Origin of the sequence: Pseudomonas fluorescens (assembly GCF_001307275.1) — a bacterium.
Classification (GTDB): Bacteria; Pseudomonadota; Gammaproteobacteria; order Pseudomonadales; family Pseudomonadaceae; genus Aquipseudomonas; species Aquipseudomonas fluorescens_AA.
In genome coordinates this window covers 566,266-582,448 of sequence record NZ_CP012831.1, presented here as the reverse complement: position 1 = coordinate 582,448, position 16,183 = coordinate 566,266, and the positions used below count along the sequence as shown (strand labels likewise).

16 protein-coding genes are annotated in these 16,183 nt (G+C 61.5%); 13 read left to right on the top strand and 3 right to left on the bottom strand.

The window, feature by feature from the left end; translation table 11 throughout:
• Positions 1-15: 15 nt before the first annotated feature.
• The 8 genes from sctF to AO356_RS02615 all read left to right on the top strand — a co-directional run bounded on the left by sctF (position 16) and on the right by AO356_RS02615 (position 5,539).
• Positions 16-261: a type III secretion system needle filament subunit SctF gene (sctF, locus tag AO356_RS02650; protein WP_109791136.1), complete on the top strand. Its 246-nt coding sequence runs from the start codon at positions 16-18 to the stop codon at positions 259-261.
• 59 nt (positions 262-320) lie between these two features.
• Positions 321-629 carry a type III secretion system inner rod subunit SctI gene (gene sctI, locus AO356_RS02645; protein ID WP_060738462.1) on the top strand — a complete coding sequence of 103 codons (309 nt, stop codon included), beginning with the start codon at positions 321-323 and terminating at the stop codon, positions 627-629.
• A complete protein-coding gene (locus tag AO356_RS02640) occupies positions 626-1,348 on the top strand; it encodes an EscJ/YscJ/HrcJ family type III secretion inner membrane ring protein (protein ID WP_060738461.1) in 723 nt (240 codons plus the stop codon). The genes sctI and AO356_RS02640 overlap by 4 nt, the downstream gene beginning before the upstream one ends.
• A complete protein-coding gene (locus tag AO356_RS02635; RefSeq protein ID WP_060738460.1) occupies positions 1,335-1,901 on the top strand; it encodes a secretion system protein in 567 nt (188 codons plus the stop codon). Before AO356_RS02640 ends, AO356_RS02635 begins: the two co-directional genes overlap by 14 nt.
• Positions 1,873-2,574 carry a hypothetical protein gene (locus AO356_RS02630; protein WP_060738459.1) on the top strand — a complete coding sequence of 234 codons (702 nt, stop codon included), beginning with the start codon at positions 1,873-1,875 and terminating at the stop codon, positions 2,572-2,574. The genes AO356_RS02635 and AO356_RS02630 overlap by 29 nt, the downstream gene beginning before the upstream one ends.
• Positions 2,564-3,001 carry a hypothetical protein gene (locus AO356_RS02625; protein ID WP_060738458.1) on the top strand — a complete coding sequence of 146 codons (438 nt, stop codon included), beginning with the start codon at positions 2,564-2,566 and terminating at the stop codon, positions 2,999-3,001. Before AO356_RS02630 ends, AO356_RS02625 begins: the two co-directional genes overlap by 11 nt.
• A 51-nt stretch (positions 3,002-3,052) precedes the next feature.
• Positions 3,053-4,423, top strand: a complete 1,371-nt coding sequence (locus AO356_RS02620) for a hypothetical protein (protein ID WP_103308503.1) — start codon at positions 3,053-3,055, stop codon at positions 4,421-4,423.
• 96 nt (positions 4,424-4,519) lie between these two features.
• Positions 4,520-5,539: a quinone-dependent dihydroorotate dehydrogenase gene (locus tag AO356_RS02615; RefSeq protein ID WP_060738457.1), complete on the top strand. Its 1,020-nt coding sequence runs from the start codon at positions 4,520-4,522 to the stop codon at positions 5,537-5,539.
• 398 nt (positions 5,540-5,937) lie between these two features.
• On the opposite strand, the gene rmf is transcribed toward AO356_RS02615, so the two are convergent.
• Positions 5,938-6,153 (bottom strand): ribosome modulation factor, encoded by a 216-nt coding sequence (gene rmf, locus AO356_RS30565; protein WP_003223300.1) that lies wholly within the window; start codon positions 6,151-6,153, stop codon positions 5,938-5,940.
• Between the two features lie 531 nt (positions 6,154-6,684).
• Here rmf and rlmKL point away from each other — a divergent pair.
• Positions 6,685-8,955, top strand: a complete 2,271-nt coding sequence (gene rlmKL / locus AO356_RS02610; RefSeq protein ID WP_060738456.1) for a bifunctional 23S rRNA (guanine(2069)-N(7))-methyltransferase RlmK/23S rRNA (guanine(2445)-N(2))-methyltransferase RlmL — start codon at positions 6,685-6,687, stop codon at positions 8,953-8,955.
• A 143-nt stretch (positions 8,956-9,098) separates the two neighbouring features.
• Complete coding sequence (locus tag AO356_RS02605) at positions 9,099-11,483, top strand: GGDEF domain-containing protein (RefSeq protein WP_060738455.1); 2,385 nt, start codon at positions 9,099-9,101, stop codon at positions 11,481-11,483.
• 149 nt (positions 11,484-11,632) lie between these two features.
• Here the strand turns inward: AO356_RS02605 and dacB are convergent, their stop codons facing one another.
• Positions 11,633-13,099, bottom strand: a complete 1,467-nt coding sequence (dacB, locus tag AO356_RS02600; RefSeq protein ID WP_060738454.1) for a D-alanyl-D-alanine carboxypeptidase/D-alanyl-D-alanine-endopeptidase — start codon at positions 13,097-13,099, stop codon at positions 11,633-11,635.
• Between the two features lie 47 nt (positions 13,100-13,146).
• Between dacB and AO356_RS32510 the strand changes: the two genes are divergently transcribed.
• Both AO356_RS32510 and AO356_RS02595 read left to right on the top strand, forming a co-directional pair.
• Positions 13,147-13,341 carry a hypothetical protein gene (locus tag AO356_RS32510; RefSeq protein ID WP_139236193.1) on the top strand — a complete coding sequence of 65 codons (195 nt, stop codon included), beginning with the start codon at positions 13,147-13,149 and terminating at the stop codon, positions 13,339-13,341.
• On the top strand, positions 13,331-13,675 hold the full coding sequence (locus AO356_RS02595) for a YggL family protein (protein WP_060738453.1): 345 nt from the start codon (positions 13,331-13,333) through the stop codon (positions 13,673-13,675). Before AO356_RS32510 ends, AO356_RS02595 begins: the two co-directional genes overlap by 11 nt.
• A 169-nt stretch (positions 13,676-13,844) precedes the next feature.
• On the opposite strand, the gene AO356_RS02590 is transcribed toward AO356_RS02595, so the two are convergent.
• Complete coding sequence (locus AO356_RS02590) at positions 13,845-15,035, bottom strand: benzoate/H(+) symporter BenE family transporter (protein WP_060738452.1); 1,191 nt, start codon at positions 15,033-15,035, stop codon at positions 13,845-13,847.
• A gap of 355 nt (positions 15,036-15,390) precedes the next feature.
• On the opposite strand from AO356_RS02590, the gene AO356_RS02585 reads away from it, so the two are divergent.
• Positions 15,391-16,155 carry a GntR family transcriptional regulator gene (locus AO356_RS02585; RefSeq protein ID WP_003183531.1) on the top strand — a complete coding sequence of 255 codons (765 nt, stop codon included), beginning with the start codon at positions 15,391-15,393 and terminating at the stop codon, positions 16,153-16,155.
• Positions 16,156-16,183 lie beyond the last annotated feature (28 nt).

Genomic DNA, 16,183 nt, shown 5'->3' with positions numbered 1-16,183 from the left:
CCTGGTATCCCGATCATGATTCCCTTATTCCCCGATGACTTTCTCGGCAAGCAAGCCGTTGCCTTCGAGCTTGGCGCCCAAGGCCTGAAGGAAGCCTTGGACCAAGCGCTGGTGGACCTCAAGGCGGATGCTTCAGACCCCGGAAAACTGGCGGCCTATCAGACCGCGTTTTCCTCCTACACGGTGTTCCGCAACGCCCAGACCAACACGATCAAGGGCTTCAAGGATATCGACATGGCGATCATCCAGGCGGCTCGCTGACCCGTTCTCTTTCAGTTGGCCATCGCTCATGACGATGGCCATTTTCATGAGTGCATCGTATGTCTATCCAAGCTGTTTCCCCGTCGGTCAGTGCGCGCTCGGCCTTGATTGAGTTGCGCGGCCCGCAGGAAGGTCCGGTCGTGTCACTGGAATCGCGAATGATCGAATTGTTTGCCGGTTCCGCCGTCAACAGCGAGCAAGAGGTCTCGGCGATCAATCAGTTGATGCAACGGCCGGACGTCACTCACCCCGAAGTGCTGGCCCACCTGCAGGAGTTGACCGGGCAGTACAACGTGGAGATCAATCTGCTCAACGTGCTGGTGCGCAAAGGGGTGAGCACGGCAGAAACCTTGTTGCGTGCGTCATGAAGCCAGGCCTGTGGGGACTGCTGTTGTGCCTGGCGCTGGCGGGTTGCCGTCAGCCGAACCTGCTGGAAGGGCTGGATCAACAACAGGCCAATGAAGTGCTTTCGGTGCTGCAGCGCAACAATATCGCCGCGGTGAAAGTCGACGCTGGCAAGAGCGGTTATGCGGTGAAAATCGATCAAGTGGATTTGCCCGCCGCCGTCGACCTGCTCAATCTGTATTCGTTGCCCTCCCGGCCACGCCTGCAAGTGGCCGAAATGTTTCCCGCCGATTCCCTGGTGGCCTCGCCCCGTGCGGAAAAGGCCCGACTGTATTCGGCGTTGGAGCAGCGCATCGAACAGTCGCTGGGTGTGCTCGAAGGCGTGGTGTCGGCACGGGTCCACGTCAGTTACGACCTCGATGCGGGCGAAGGTGGGCGCAAGCCGTCGCCCATCCACCTTTCAGCGGTGGTGTTGCATGAGCGCGATGTCGAACCGCAGTTGCTGATCACCGACATCAAGCGCTTTCTCAAGAACAGTTTTGCCGCGGTGGCGTACGAGAACGTTTCGGTGGTGCTGTCCAAACGCTCTGCAACCCAGCATGTCGCGCCGTCGGTGGTCACGACGCGGCGGCATTCGCCGTGGCCGTGGTGGTTGGCGGCGATTGGCGCGGTGCTGGTGGCCGGTGGTGGCGCTTGGTTGTATCGCCAGTCAACTGCAAGGCCGCGTGATGTCGGACCTTGAGTGTCTGGAACGCATCCTCGCCGAGCCTTTGGCCTACCTGCACCCCCAGCGCCTGGTCGTACCGGCGGGGTTCGAGGGCGATGAGGCCCGCGATCTGCTCGACCGGATCGTCCTCGAGGGGCTGGCACTGCAAGGGCCGTGGCCCTCACCGCCGTTGACCGGCGTGGCGAAGCAGTGGGTTCGTCATTGGCGGCAATTGCCCTACATCGCCTCGCTCATGGGCGCCTGTCGCATGCGCGCCGAACTGGCGCGCGGCGCGGCGCTGCTGGGCCTGCCAGGCTCGGTTCGCCGGTTCGCCAGTTTCAACCTGGAGGCTCGGGAACGCCTGACGATCGAATGTCCGCCGGTTTCGCTGGAACAGGTACAAGCGGCCGGCCTCAACGCATTATGGGGCTGGCACGGGTACGTCCCGTCCCCGCTGCTCGAACGCCTGGACTTGCAGTTCTGCGAGGCGGTGGTTCACCTGCACCGGCAATGGCCCGTCACGAAACCTGATCCAACCTTGTTCTTTTTGGCGGTGCAGCATGCTCGACTCCATCCGAACCCTGACTGACGTGCCCGTTGGCGAAGACGTGCACCTGGCTCGCGAAGACATCGCCGCCGCCCGGCGCCGCCATGCCTTGCAGCTCGAGGCCCGGCGCCGGGCGCGTGAGTGCATCGAGCAGGCCCAGCGCGATGCGCAAGCGCTGCATGCCGAGGCATTCCAACGGGGGTATGCCGAAGGCATTCTGCGCGCCACCAGGCACCTGGCCGAAGGCTTGCGGAACGGGCAATCGCTGGGTCTGCAATTGCGCAACGCGCTGGCTCAGGCTGCCCGGGACCTGCTCGCCCAGACCCTGGAGCAACCCCAGTGGCTGGATGAAATGCTCCAGCGTTGGCTTACCGCGCAACCGGGCGAGATTGGCGCGGTACTGCACCTACTGTTGCCGCAGCATTGCCGGGAACGTGGCGATGAATGGCGCGAACGCCTGCGCCCGTTGTGGACCGGCGATCTGCTCGTGCACTACCACCCGCACAACCGCTACGTGCTGCGGCTTGGCGATCAACTGCTGGAGTTCGACGTTGAAGCCACCCGGCAACGTCTGGAGCCCCGCTTGATGGCGCGCATTGCGCAGTTGCCGGAGACGGTTCGCGTCCTGGACCAAGGGGCGACCCAGGCGCTTGAAGCGTTGTGCTCAAGCTTCACCGGGCAGGCAGCCGAGGCGATGCACGACCATGAAGATTGAATCGTCGACCGCTCCAATCGCCTTTGAGCGCGGCGCGGATGTTGCGGTGCAGAGCCTGGAGTCGCGCCTGTTGGCCGCCCATCAGGGGACGAGCCAGGGCAAACGCCCGGACCCTGAGTTCGAGCATCTGTATCAGGTACTGCTGGCGATGGAAGGGCAGGGTGAGAAGGCCATCCATGAATTCCTCCGCGCCCTGCGGGGAGCCGACGGCGAAACCGCAGCCTATCCCACCGCTCAGGCGCTGATGGCGGTCACGCTGCAGGTGCTGGTTCGACTGAAGGAGCAGGGGTTGGAAAAGTCGCAGCTTTACCGGGAGGTCAGCGGTGCCAATGGCCTGGCGTTTGCGGTGGACCTGTTTGTTAAGGGATTTATGCGGGATGTGTTTCAGCCTATGGGGGATGAGGCTTGGGAGATGAGTGAGTGGTGAGTAACGCTCGGAAAATTTGGCTGTTGATCAAACTACAAGGAGAAATTGACCATGCAAATTACAGGAGGAGCCGGCATACCCGCTGCGGCTCGGAACGACGTTGTTTCGGTTTCAAATACCTCAGCAGGGCCTCTAGAGAAGCTTGATCCCGCGATGTTGAACGCTACGGGATTTCAACCGAGCGAGTTGGGATCACCCAGGCAAGTCAAAGCGGCCTTTGAGCTTTTAAGTCGCGCAACGGAGCCTTTCTTTCAGGAGTGCAATAAGAATCTGGGACAGCTGGATCTAGATGCGAAAATCCGAATTGAACACTTTATCGAATCGGGTGAAATGCCCGCTGATCCTGAAAACAGCGGAATTTTTAATTTAATCGGCGAAGGGGGCACTACTGGCGCCGAAAGCCGTGTAGATCGCTTGAAGGAAGTACTTGAGGCTGGCATGGAACTGCTCGAAGCCGCCAAGGGGCCAGGACTCAATCTCCTGAATGTCGCTGGGCACACGGGCTTGATCATTGCGCTGGCCACCTGTTTGCGCCAGTACGTTGGCTATCACGTCGAACACGCTCTGCGCGAAGGTGATACACCTGAGGCCACGCGGGCATGGGCGACCGTTGCGCTGGCAATGATGGGGCCGGCATTGACGCTGATGGGGGCTGTCCGCAGGGAGATGGCAGGGGAGGCGACCTGGAAGTCTCGGTTGGGGAATTTGTGCATAGCGTCTGCTGCGCTGGGAGGTTCGGTCGCGGCCGTTCTCACGGGAGCGGCGTCAAAGGTTTTCCCAGCATTGACCGGTGGAGTCGTCTACATCATGGCTCGGGCGGTGGCTCAATCCTTCTTTCCTTTGAAAGACAACGCAGGTCCCGCGAACGCAGCGTCAACCGCGGTGACAGCAGCGGCTTATGGCGCAGGTCAATTTGCTTTGGCTGAGCTGGGAAAGGTCATGCCATTGAGTGGGCCTGCCAGGGCAGCCGGGGAGCTTGGTCACGATTTCGGGGCGGACGCTATTCAAGCCGGGCTGAACGCGCTCGGAATGGTAGCCGATGTGGCTACCTTGATTGTCTGCAAAAGTTGGCATGTGCTTTCGCCCCAACGAGGACTGGATTCGGTCTTTTCTGATCCTGAGTCTTTACAACAAGTGGCCTTGGAGGTGCGCGCTGGTGTTCAGTGGCCCACCAGAACGCAATTGGCCGATGCATTCGTGAATGTTGCGGGGGTACGTCTATCGTTTGGTCATACTCTCACCCTGTTCCTAGGTGCGATAGCGGCCATATTGAGTGAATCCCAGTTCGGAGACGATACCCAGGGCCATATGCTCAATGGCTGTTTCGCCATAATGATGACGGTTCTTTATTTTCCACTCATCTTTGCCAACCTGAAACAAACCGGCAATACCTATACTCTGCAGGAAACGACCACGTCTTGATTCAACCCGGGAGCAGCCGCCATCGGTTGCTCGCTCCCATCCCTTCACCCCGGCTATAATCCGCGCCTCATTTCGTCGATCGAGTCAAACCCGCCCATGTACACCCTGGCCCGTCAGCTGTTGTTCAAACTTTCCCCGGAAACCTCCCACGATCTGTCCCTTGACCTGATCGGCGCGGGCGGACGTTTGGGCCTCAACGGTTTGCTGTGCAAGGCACCGGCGAAATTGCCGGTGACGGTCATGGGCCTGGCGTTTCCCAACCCGGTCGGGTTGGCGGCGGGCCTGGACAAGAATGGTGCGGCCATCGACGGGTTCGCCCAGTTGGGTTTCGGTTTCGTCGAAATCGGCACCGTTACCCCACGACCCCAGCCGGGCAACCCCAAGCCACGGATCTTCCGCCTGCCGCAAGCCGAGGCGATCATCAACCGCATGGGTTTCAACAACCTGGGTGTAGACAACCTGCTGGCTCGCGTCGCAGCGGCCAAGTACCAGGGCGTGCTGGGCATCAACATCGGCAAGAACTTCGACACGCCAGTGGAGCGGGCCGTCGACGACTACCTGATCTGCCTGGACAAGGTCTACGCCCACGCCAGCTACGTGACCGTCAACGTCAGCTCCCCCAACACCCCGGGGCTGCGCAGCCTGCAATTCGGTGATTCCCTCAAGCAATTGCTGGCCGACCTGGCCCGGCGTCGCGCGGAACTGGCGTTGACCCACGGCCGGCATGTGCCACTGGCGATCAAGATCGCCCCGGACATGACCGACGAGGAGACCACCCAGGTGGCCCAGGCCCTGATCGAGACGGGCATGGACGCGGTGATCGCCACCAACACGACCCTGGGGCGCGAAGGTGTCGAAGGGCTGGAGCACGGTGACGAGGCGGGTGGTTTGTCTGGCGCGCCAGTGCGTGACAAGAGCACCCACACCGTGAAGGTGCTGGCCGCTGAATTGGCGGGGCGCTTGCCGATCATCGCGGCGGGCGGGATTACCGAAGGCAAGCATGCCGCCGAGAAGATCACCGCCGGGGCGAGCCTGGTGCAGATCTATTCGGGGTTCATCTATAAAGGGCCGGCGTTGATCCGCGAATCGGTGGATGCCATTGCGGCGTTGGGTTGATCAGCCGCGCCTTGAAGTCTGAACAGACCCCTGTGGCGAGGGAGCTTGCTCCCGCTGGACTCTGTAGGAGCTGGCGCAGCCTGCGATCTTTTGATCTTGATCGTTCGCTCTCGACTCAATTGTCTGGAGCAAGATCGCAGCCTCGTTGCACTCGTCAGCTCCTACAGGGCGCAGCCCAGCGGGAGCAAGCTCCCTCGCCACAACGGCGTTTGCAACTTAGTAATTACATAAAGCCAAGGTATTGGTGTTTGCCGCTCAGGCGATCGCATAAAGCCCAGGCATTAAAAAGGGCTCCTCGAAGGAGCCCCCTGGGCCGTAGCCCGCCGTCCGGATGGGACGTGCGTGGTTAAATCGATATGGGTGTCAAATTGTCGAGTTCTTGAGTATTAAGCCCTGTGTCAGCCGACGGCGTGAAGTTCGTTGAGTCTGTGGATACCCGCAGTGCCGGTCATACCGTCCCAGTTGTCGCCGCGTCCTTCTCGCCAGCCGTTGATCCAGGCTTGACGTACCGACGGTAGAGTAAAGGGGCAAAGCTCACGGGATTTACCACCAACGCCATATTGGTAACCACGTAAAAATGCTCTTTCCAACGGATCACGCTTAAGTCTTCTCATAGGGTGTTGCCCTCACTTGTTGACTGTTACTTAGCGTCGACCTCTATCGAGGCCGGGGCAGAATCATTCTGCCGTTGGTGGCTCGTTGCCGGCGTGACGAGCCGAGGTGTTGACGCCGTTGCGACGTCAACCTGTGTTGAGTTCTAACCAAAGCGTCACAGGGATGGAATGATCGTTTTGTCATAAGCACGTAACAATAAAGATGTTAGGGCGATAAGTAACTTCATGTTCGTTGACCGCTTTTGAGCAAGACCCCTGTATGATCGGCCCTGCGCCAAAGGGGACTGGCTTTGCTTGAATGAGAATGTCCCCCTGTTGCACTCGGGTACTATTCGACGAAAGGGTCGAGTTTTCACAATTTGTTGCACAGAATTTTTTACCTGCCTTCGCATCAAAGCTCTTTTAACCTGAGCGGCGAGGGCGGCACGGCACACATTCGTGCCACGCGGGTGCTCTTGAGAAAAGCACCTGACTGAACCCGGCCCGGCAATGCGTTGCCCGGTCCACTTAGCCAAAGGCTCTGGAAATCCCATGTCCGATCGTTTCGAACTCTTCCTCACCTGCCCCAAGGGCCTCGAAGGCCTGCTGATCGAGGAAGCCGTCGGGCTTGGCCTTGAAGAGGCGCGCGAGCACACCTCGGCCGTGCGCGGCATGGCCGACATGGAAACGGCTTACCGCCTGTGCCTGTGGTCGCGCCTGGCCAACCGCGTGTTGCTGGTGCTCAAGCGCTTCCCGATGAAGGATGCCGAAGACCTGTACCACGGTGTGCTGGATGTCGACTGGCAAGACCATATGCTGGCCGATGGCACCCTGGCGGTGGAGTTCAGTGGTCATGGCTCGGGTATCGACAACACTCACTTCGGCGCCTTGAAGGTCAAGGACGCCATTGTCGACAAACTGCGCACCCCGACGGGCGAGCGACCGTCCATCGACAAGCTCAACCCGGACCTGCGTATCCACCTGCGCCTGGACCGCGGCGAAGCGATCCTCTCCCTCGACCTTTCCGGCCACAGCCTGCACCAGCGCGGTTATCGCCTGCAGCAAGGCGCCGCGCCGCTGAAGGAAAACCTCGCCGCCGCGATCCTGATCCGCGCCGGTTGGCCGCGCATTGCCGCTGAAGGCGGGGCGCTGGCCGACCCGATGTGCGGTGTCGGCACGTTCCTGGTGGAAGCAGGCATGATCGCCGCCGATATGGCGCCGAACCTGCGTCGCCAGCAGTGGGGCTTCACCGCCTGGCTCGGCCATGTGCCGGCGTTGTGGAAGAAACTCCACGAAGAGGCCACCGCCCGCGCCGCCGCCGGGCTGGCCAAGCCGCCGTTGTGGATTCGCGGCTACGAAGCCGACCCACGGCTGATCCAGCCGGGCCGCAACAACGTCGAGCGTGCGGGCCTGAGCGAGTGGATCAAGATCTATCAGGGCGAAGTCGCCACCTTTGAACCGCGTCCGGACCAGAACCAGAAAGGCCTGGTGATCTGCAACCCGCCGTACGGCGAGCGTCTGGGCGACGAAGCCAGCCTGCTTTACCTCTACCAGAATCTCGGCGAACGTCTGCGCCAGGCCTGCCTGAACTGGGAGGCGGCGGTGTTCACCGGCGCGCCAGACCTGGGCAAGCGCATGGGCATTCGCAGCCACAAGCAGTATTCGTTCTGGAACGGCGCCTTGCCGTGCAAGCTGCTGCTGATCAAGGTCCTGCCGGATCAGTTCGTCACCGGCGAGCGTCGCACCCCGGAGCAACGCCAGGCCGAGCGCGAGCAGGCCGCCTACGATCAGGCCCCTGAAGTACCGCAAGAGCGCCAGTACAACAAGAACGGCAACCCGATCAAACCGGCTCCGGCACCGGCCCCTGTGGTCGAGCAGGCGCGGTTGAGCGAAGGCGGGCAGATGTTCGCCAATCGCCTGCAAAAGAACCTCAAGTTGCTGAGTAAATGGGCCAAGCGTGAAGGTGTGGACTGCTACCGGGTCTACGATGCCGACATGCCGGAATATTCCATGGCCATCGACCTCTACCACGACTGGGTTCACGTCCAGGAATACGTCGCGCCGAAGTCCATCGACCCGGAAAAGGCCTCGGCCCGCTTGTTCGACGCCCTGGCGGCCATCCCCCAGGCACTGAACGTCGACAAGAGCCGTGTGGTGATCAAGCGCCGCGAGCGTCAGAGCGGCACCAAGCAGTACGAGCGCCAGAGCGCCCAGGGCAAGTTCACCGAGGTCAACGAAGGCGGCGTGAAGCTGCTGGTCAACCTTACCGACTATCTGGATACCGGGCTGTTTCTCGATCATCGGCCGATGCGCCTGCGGATCCAGAAAGAAGCAGCCGGCAAACGCTTCCTCAACCTGTTCTGCTACACCGCGACCGCCAGCGTCCACGCTGCCAAGGGTGGTGCTCGGAGCACCACCAGTGTCGACCTGTCGAAAACCTACCTGGACTGGGCGCGGCGCAACCTGTCGCTCAATGGTTTTTCCGACAAGAACCGTCTGGAGCAGGGCGACGTGATGGCCTGGCTGGAAGCCAGTCGTGACGAGTACGACCTGATCTTCATCGACCCGCCGACCTTCTCCAACTCCAAGCGCATGGAAGGCGTGTTCGATGTGCAGCGTGACCACGTCCAGTTGCTGGACCTGGCCATGGCGCGCCTGGCCCCGGGCGGTGTGCTGTATTTCTCCAACAACTTCCGCAAGTTCCAGCTCGAGGACAATCTCGGCGAGCGCTACGCGGTGGAAGAGATCACCGCCAAGACCATTGATCCGGATTTTGCCCGCAACGGCAAGATCCACCGTGCCTGGAAGATCATGGCCCGTTGATCGAAGTCTGATTGGATCCATGAAGCCTTGTAATTCAAGGCTTCCAGCTGCATTTTGGGGCTGGTCAAAGTAATGGCTAATGGCTATAACTTAGGTTGTGTCCAGGGCAGTGCCTATGCCTGGCTCCATTCTGAGTTGTGTTTATGGCATTGCATCGGGTGCGCCCCAGGATCCTGGGCTTTATCAGCGAAGATGTGTCGGCCTGGCTAGTGGCTTCGCTGGTGCTGCTGGCCGGCACCTTCCTGACCGGCTTGCTGAGCTGGGCGATGACGAACCTGTTCAGTCAGCAACTGCGCCAGCGCTTCGAGTTGCAAGCCGAGGAGCGCTTCAGCCGTATCGAAGAACGCTTCCAGGACGAAGAACAACGTCTCGATGGTTTGCGGCGGTTCTTTGCCAATTCGGTAAAGGTTTCCAACGCGGAATTTCACGGCTACGTCGAACCGCTGTTGCGGCGCACCCTGGCCTTCGCCTGGGCGCCCCGGGTATCTCGGGACCTGCGACAATCCTTCGAGCAAGAGACGCGAGCCCAGGGGGACGACGCCTTTGCCATCCGCGAGGCCGACGATAGCGGCGGCTTGCGGCGGGCCGCCGAGCGGGACGAGTACGTGCCGGTACTGTACCTCCAGAGCCAGCCGCTTTCGATGTCCCCCCTGGGGTTCGATCTGCTTTCCCATCCATTGCGGCGGGCCGCGCTTGAACGAGCGCGTTTGCTCGGTACGGTGGCGGTTTCGCAGCCGTTGGACCTGATGGGTGTCGGACCGGACTTCGCCCGTGGCGTGTTGCTGGTGGCGCCGGTCACCCGAGCCTCGGCCAAGGAACCGTTCGGTTACGTGGTGGCGGGTATCAACATGCGTCAGCTGGTGGGCGATGGCTTGCCGACCGCAGGTCATGACAACCTTTCGATGCGTGTTCTGGACCCGTCCACGTCCGACCGGGAGGAAGTGTTGTTCGACACTCTCGACGCGCCGGGTGACAGTGATTTATCGGCGACCCGCCTGTTGCACCTGGCCGATCACAATTACCGGGTGGAATTGCGGCCCAGCCGGGTGTTCCTGTCGAGCAATCACTCTTCGATCACGGGCATGGTGATACTCGGCGGCTTGCTCAGCCTGCTGCTCAGTGCCTTGCTCTACGTGCTGGTCAGCCAGCGGCAGCGGGCCTTGAAGCTGGTGGAGCAACGCACCCGTGAACTGCGCGCCCGGGAACAGGAATTGCGCGGTACCCACGGCCAGTTGCGCGGTGTGCTGGATGCCGCAACCCAGGTCGCGATCATTGCCACTGACCTGCGCGGCGTTATCACGACATTCAACGCTGGCGCCGAACAGATGCTCGGCTACCCGAGTTGCGAGGTGCTGCAAAGCATGACCCTGGAAAGCCTGCATGTGCCCCGCGAGCTCCAGGCCCGGGCCGCCCAGCTCGGCGCGCGTTTTGGCAAACCGATCCCCACCTGCCATGCGATGCTGCTCGAGGGCGGTGAACAGGGTGGGCAACAGGCGCGGGAATGGACCCTGGTACGCCGCGATGGCAGCCACTTGACCGTGAACATGCTCGCCACACCGATGCTCGATGAGCAGGGGCTGTGGGTCGGGCACCTGGCAATCTGCATCGACGTCACCGAACGCAAACGCGTCCACGAAGCGCTGGCGGCCCGTGACCTGCTGTTGAAAAAGCTCAGCGCTCATGTGCCCGGGGGGATCTACCAGTTCAAGATGGACTTCAATGGTCGCTTCAGCGTGATCTATGCCAGCGACGGCATCCGCGACATCTATGAGTTGGAACCCGATGTACTGGTGCAGAACGCCGAGGCGATTTTCTCGCGTATTCACTCCTTGGACAGTACACGCGTCCGCGCTTCGATCCGTGCTTCGGCCCACACCTTGAGCCCGTGGCGTGAAGAGTACCGGGTGCAACTGCCTTTGCGCGGCCTGCGTTGGGTGCGCGGCGAGGCCACGCCTGAGGAGCTGCCTGGCGGTGGGGTGTTGTGGCACGGCTATATCTCGGATATTTCCGACCTCAAACGCGTGGAAGAAGAACTGCGGGCGCTGTCCGTGACCGACGCCCTGACCGGCATTCGCAATCGCCGCTATTTCCAGGAGCGCCTGACCTCGGAGATGGCCCGGGTCGAGCGTGGTTCCGGTGGGCTGGCGGTCATCATGCTCGACATCGACCACTTCAAGCGCATCAATGACCAACACGGCCATGCGGTGGGCGACCGGGTATTGCAGGCGGTCTGCCAGCGCATTGCCCAACGGTTGCGCCGCACCGATGTGTTCTGCCGGTTGGGTGGGGAAGAGTTCGTGGTGCTGTGCCCGGACACTGACAGCGACAGCGCCTATTCCCTGGCCCTGGAACTGTGGGAAGGCTTGCGGGCTGCGCCCATCGAGGATGTGGGGGTGGTCACCGCCAGTTTCGGCATCGCCACCTGGCGCGCCGGGGAGGGCGCCGATGCGTTGCTGCTCAGGGCCGACTCGGGTGTGTACGCGGCCAAGCAGGCCGGGCGGGATCGGGTCGAGACGCAGTTGGGTTAGCCACTTGGGCTGGGTACATGGGGTCAAAGTGGACACAAATCCCCTGTGGGAGCGAGCTTGCTCGCGATAGCGCCAGGTCAGTCACATCCCTATCAACTGGCCGACCGAATCGCGAGCAAGCTTGCTCCCACATTGGGTTTTGCGCTGGGTCAGAGCACCGAAGCCGTCTGCGGCAGTTTCGGCTGGCGGTACAGGTCCAGCAGCACCTGGTCCAGCACCGACGAAGCGCCCCATGGCTTCGGATCGTTGAGGATCGCTACCACCGCCCAGGTGTTGCCATTGATGTCGCGGCTGTAGCCGGCGATGGCGCGGACGGTGTTCAGGGTACCGGTCTTGACGTGGGCCTCGCCGGCCATGGCGGTGGTCTTCAGGCGTTTGCGCATGGTGCCGTCGGTGCCGGCAATCGGCATCGAGCTAATGAACTCCGCCGAATACGGGCTGCGCCAGGCCGCTTGCAGCATCGCCGCCATTTCCCGGGCGCTGACCCGTTCGGCACGGGACAGACCGGAGCCGTTCTCCATCACCAGGTGCGGCGCGGTGATGCCTTTCTTGGCCAGCCACTGGCGCACCACCCGTTGTGCCGCCTTGGCGTCATCACCATCGGCTTCGTTACGGAACTGCGCGCCGAGGCTCAGGAACAACTGCTGGGCCATGGTGTTGTTACTGTATTTGTTGATGTCGCGGATGATCTCCGCCAGGTCTGGGGAGAACGCCCGGGCCAGCACCTTGGCGTTGCTCGGGGTCGCAGCCAGGCGGTCCTTGCCCTGGATGCTGCCGCCCAGTTCCTTCCAGATCGCCCGCACGGCACCCGCGGTGTAGGTGGCATGGTCCAGCAGCGACAGGTAGGTCTGGGAGCTGCAACCGTCACCAAGCTGGCCGCCGACGGTCACCGTCACGCTGCCGTCTGCCTGTGGCACCGGGTTGTAGCGCACGCCGCCGGCGCATTGCTTGGAATTGACCGCCTTGACCTGGTTTTCGATGCGAATGCTGGCAATCGGCGGTTCCACCGACACCAGCACCCGGCCGCCGTCATTGCGGGCGACGAAGCGCAGGGCCTTGAGGTTGACCAGCAGCGAGTCGGGCTTGACCAGGAACGGCTTGTTTTCGTCGTTGCCGTCGTCGTTGAACTCGGGCAGTTGCGGCTGGATGAAGAAACTGCGGTCCAGGACCAGGTCGCCGGTGATCTGCTGCACGCCGTTGGCCCGCAGGTCGCGCATCAGCAGCCAGAGTTTTTCCATGTTCAGCTTGGGATCGCCGCCGCCCTTGAGGTACAGGTTGCCGTTGAGAATCCCGCCGCTGAGGGTGCCGTCGGTGTAGAACTCGGTTTTCCACTGGTGATTGGGGCCGAGCATTTCCAGGGCCGCGTAGGTGGTCACCAGTTTCATGGTGGAAGCGGGGTTGACCGAAACGTCGGCGTTGTACAGGGTCGGAGTGCCGGGGCCATTGAGCGGCACCATCACCAGGGACAGGGCGTCATCCTGCAGTTTGCTGGCCTTGAGGGCCTTTTGCACATTGGGCGACAGGGCAGTGTTGATCGTGGCGGCGTGGGCGGTGACAGGGAGGGCCAGGGGAAGAAGAAGGCTGGCCAGAAGCAGTGGACGCAAAGATTTGATCATTTGAAATAGAACCCTACGGGCGAGGGGGAAAAAACGAGGACATGAAAATGAACGTCCTCAACGGTCATGAAAGTGTCGGCATTATGCCCCAAGCTGCAACGGCTTGGGCCGTGCCTGAGCCCTTCGGCTGCTATTTTTTACCGACGGTAGGCCGATACGCCCGATCAGTCGGGCAATCGACGCATCAAACTGGTAAAGTGCCGGCCGTTATTACTTATGAGGATTGTTCCAATGGCGACTAACCGTTCCCAGCGTCTGCGCAAAAAACTGTGCGTGGATGAATTTCAAGAGCTGGGTTTCGAACTGAACCTGGATTTCAAAGAAGATCTGGCCGATGAGGCTATTGACGCTTTCCTCGACGCTTTCCTGAAAGAAGCCATGGAAGCCAACGGCCTGGGCTACGTCGGCGGCGACGACTACGGTCTGGTTTGCCTGCAGAAGCGTGGCTCGGTCACCGAAGCGCAGCGCGCTGCCGTTGAAGCCTGGCTCAAGGCCCGTCCTGAGCTGACCAGCGTGGAAGTCAGCCCGCTGATGGACGTCTGGTACCCGGAAAAGCCGATCAATCCGGTCGCTTGATGGTCCGATGATGTTCCGAAACCGGCTGCCCGTCTGGGGGCCGGTTTTTTTGTGCCTGTCTGTTGGGTATTGAGTGACCTTCAGGCCGCTATCGCGAGCAAGCTCGCTCCCACAAGGGGCGCATGAACACCCCAAATCTCCTGTGGGAGCGAGCTTGCTCGTGAAGCTTTCAAGCGCTACGCCAGTTCAGAATCACCAGGGTCAACACCCCCGCCACAATCCCCCAGAACGCCGAACCGATGGAGAACAGCGTCAGCCCCGACGCCGTGACCATGAAGGTGATCAACGCCGCTTCCCGTTCCTTCACTTCGCTCATGGCGATGCTCAAGCCATTGATGATCGAGCCGAACAGTGCCAAGGCCGCGATGGACAGCACCAGTTCCTTGGGCAGCGCCGCGAACAACGCCGCCAGCGTCGCGCCGAACACCCCGGCAATCCCGTAGAAAATCCCGCACCACACCGCTGCCGTGTAGCGCTTGTTGCGATCTTCGTGGGCGTGGGGGCCGGTGCAGATGGCCGCGCTGATGGCGGCCAGGTTGATGCCATGGGAGCCGAACGGCGCCAACAGCAGCGAGGCAATACCGGTGCTGGTGATCAGAGGCGAGGCCGGCACGTTGTAGCCGTCGGCCCGCAGCACGGCGATGCCGGGCATGTTCTGCGAGGTCATCGCCACCACGAACAGTGGAATACCGATGCTGATGGTGGCCGCCAGGGAGAAGTGCGGCGTGGTCCACACCGGCGTCGCGACTTCCAGGGCGAAGCCGCTGAAGTCCAGCAGCCCCAGCAGGCCCGACAGCGCCGTGCCGATCAGCAGCGCCGCCAATACCGCGTAGCGGGGCGACAGGCGCTTGACGATCAGGTAGGTGAAAAACATCCCCAGCACCAGGCCGGTGCGATGCTGGGTGGCGACGAAGATCTCGCTGCCGATCTTGAACAGGATGCCCGCCAGCAACGCTGCCGCCAGCGAGGCCGGAATGCGCTTGACCAGGCGCTCGAAACTGCCGGTCAGGCCACAGATCGTCACCAGGACTGCGCAGGTTATATAGGCGCCGATGGCCTCGCCGTAACTCACACCGCCCAGGCTGGTGATCAACAGCGCAGCGCCAGGTGTCGACCAGGCGATGGTGATCGGCGTGCGATAACGCAGCGACAACCCGATGGAGCACACGGCCATGCCAATGGAAATCGCCCAGATCCACGAGGAAATCTGCCCGCTGGTCAGCCCCGCCGACTGTCCGGCCTGGAACATCAGCACCAGGGAGCTGGTGTAGCCGGTCATCATCGCGATGAACCCGGCGACGATGGCCGAAGGCGAGGTATCGGCTAATGGACGAAGTGGCGTGGTCGTGACTTCGGTCATGGTGCGTGATGTTCCTTGTTATAGATTATGCGTGTGGGAGCAAGGCCTGTGGGAGCAAGGCTTGCTCGCGATGCAGACGATTCGGTCTGTCAAAGGACCGCGTTGTCGTTCATCGCGGGCAAGCCTTGCTCCCACAAGCCTTGCTCCCACAGGTGTCACAGAATGGTGGGTTTAAGCCTAAACTCAACCCAACTGCCGATTGCAATACAGCCATGCCCGCAAACAGCCGTACAGTCGTGTTGCCATCAGAGGTTGTGTACAATCGAGCTGTTTTTTACGCGATACTTGCCAGCGACCCGCTGTGTCGTATTACAGTCACGGTCAATTCGCCGCAGTTCTCCCGACTCGAGTGCCCATGAACGAACAGTTGCAGCCCCTCAAGAAACAACCGCGAGCTGGTAAAGCCGGCCGCAGCGGAACCCAGGACGATATTGTCTATGCGCATATCTTCGAGGCCATCCTCGAACAACGCCTGGCGCCCGGTACCAAGTTGAGCGAAGAGGCACTGGGGGAAATTTTCGGGGTCAGCCGCACGATCATCCGCCGGGCGTTGTCACGCCTGGCCCACGAAGGCGTGGTGTTGCTGCGGCCCAATCGCGGTGCCGTGGTGGCGAGCCCCAGCGTCGAAGAGGCCCGCCAGGTGTTCATGGCCCGGCGCCTGGTGGAGCGGGCGATCACCGAACTGGCGGTGCAGCACGCCACGGCCGAACAACTGGCTGAGCTGCGGCAGATGGTCAGCGATGAGCGCGACAGTTTCTCCCGTGGCGACCGCGGCGCCGGCATCCGTTTGTCGGGCGAGTTCCACCTCAAGCTGGCCGAAGCGGCGAAGAATGCACCGCTGATCAGTTTCCAGCGCAGCCTCGTGTCCCAGACGTCGCTGATCATCGCCCAGTACGAAAGCGGCAACCGCTCCCACTGTTCCTACGACGAACACACCCAGTTGATCGACGCCATCGAGGCGCGCGATGCGACGTTGGCGGTGGACCTGATGATGCATCACATGGACCACATCGACAGCAAACTCAACCTCGACGAAGAAAGTGCGTCGGATGACTTGCACGCGGTGTTCTCGCATTTGTTGCAGAGCAAGAAGCCGGGGCGGTCGACGGCCAAGCTCTGAGGGTTGAATCAGTCATACCGTCAATCGC

Bases quoted from the DNA above. Each gene is read 5' to 3' on its own strand.
- AO356_RS02590 (WP_060738452.1), bottom strand. From the start codon at position 15,035: ATGACCGAAGTCACGACCACGCCACTTCGTCCATTAGCCGATACCTCG.
- AO356_RS02615 (WP_060738457.1), top strand. From the start codon at position 4,520: ATGTACACCCTGGCCCGTCAGCTGTTGTTCAAACTTTCCCCGGAAACC.
- dacB (WP_060738454.1), bottom strand. From the start codon at position 13,099: ATGATCAAATCTTTGCGTCCACTGCTTCTGGCCAGCCTTCTTCTTCCC.
- rlmKL (WP_060738456.1), top strand. From the start codon at position 6,685: ATGTCCGATCGTTTCGAACTCTTCCTCACCTGCCCCAAGGGCCTCGAA.
- AO356_RS02595 (WP_060738453.1), top strand. From the start codon at position 13,331: ATGGCGACTAACCGTTCCCAGCGTCTGCGCAAAAAACTGTGCGTGGAT.
- AO356_RS02605 (WP_060738455.1), top strand. From the start codon at position 9,099: ATGGCATTGCATCGGGTGCGCCCCAGGATCCTGGGCTTTATCAGCGAA.
- AO356_RS02630 (WP_060738459.1), top strand. From the start codon at position 1,873: ATGCTCGACTCCATCCGAACCCTGACTGACGTGCCCGTTGGCGAAGAC.
- AO356_RS02635 (WP_060738460.1), top strand. From the start codon at position 1,335: ATGTCGGACCTTGAGTGTCTGGAACGCATCCTCGCCGAGCCTTTGGCC.
- AO356_RS32510 (WP_139236193.1), top strand. From the start codon at position 13,147: ATGAACGTCCTCAACGGTCATGAAAGTGTCGGCATTATGCCCCAAGCT.
- AO356_RS02625 (WP_060738458.1), top strand. From the start codon at position 2,564: ATGAAGATTGAATCGTCGACCGCTCCAATCGCCTTTGAGCGCGGCGCG.
- sctI (WP_060738462.1), top strand. From the start codon at position 321: ATGTCTATCCAAGCTGTTTCCCCGTCGGTCAGTGCGCGCTCGGCCTTG.
- sctF (WP_109791136.1), top strand. From the start codon at position 16: ATGATTCCCTTATTCCCCGATGACTTTCTCGGCAAGCAAGCCGTTGCC.
- AO356_RS02585 (WP_003183531.1), top strand. From the start codon at position 15,391: ATGAACGAACAGTTGCAGCCCCTCAAGAAACAACCGCGAGCTGGTAAA.
- AO356_RS02640 (WP_060738461.1), top strand. From the start codon at position 626: ATGAAGCCAGGCCTGTGGGGACTGCTGTTGTGCCTGGCGCTGGCGGGT.
- rmf (WP_003223300.1), bottom strand. From the start codon at position 6,153: ATGAGAAGACTTAAGCGTGATCCGTTGGAAAGAGCATTTTTACGTGGT.
- AO356_RS02620 (WP_103308503.1), top strand. From the start codon at position 3,053: ATGCAAATTACAGGAGGAGCCGGCATACCCGCTGCGGCTCGGAACGAC.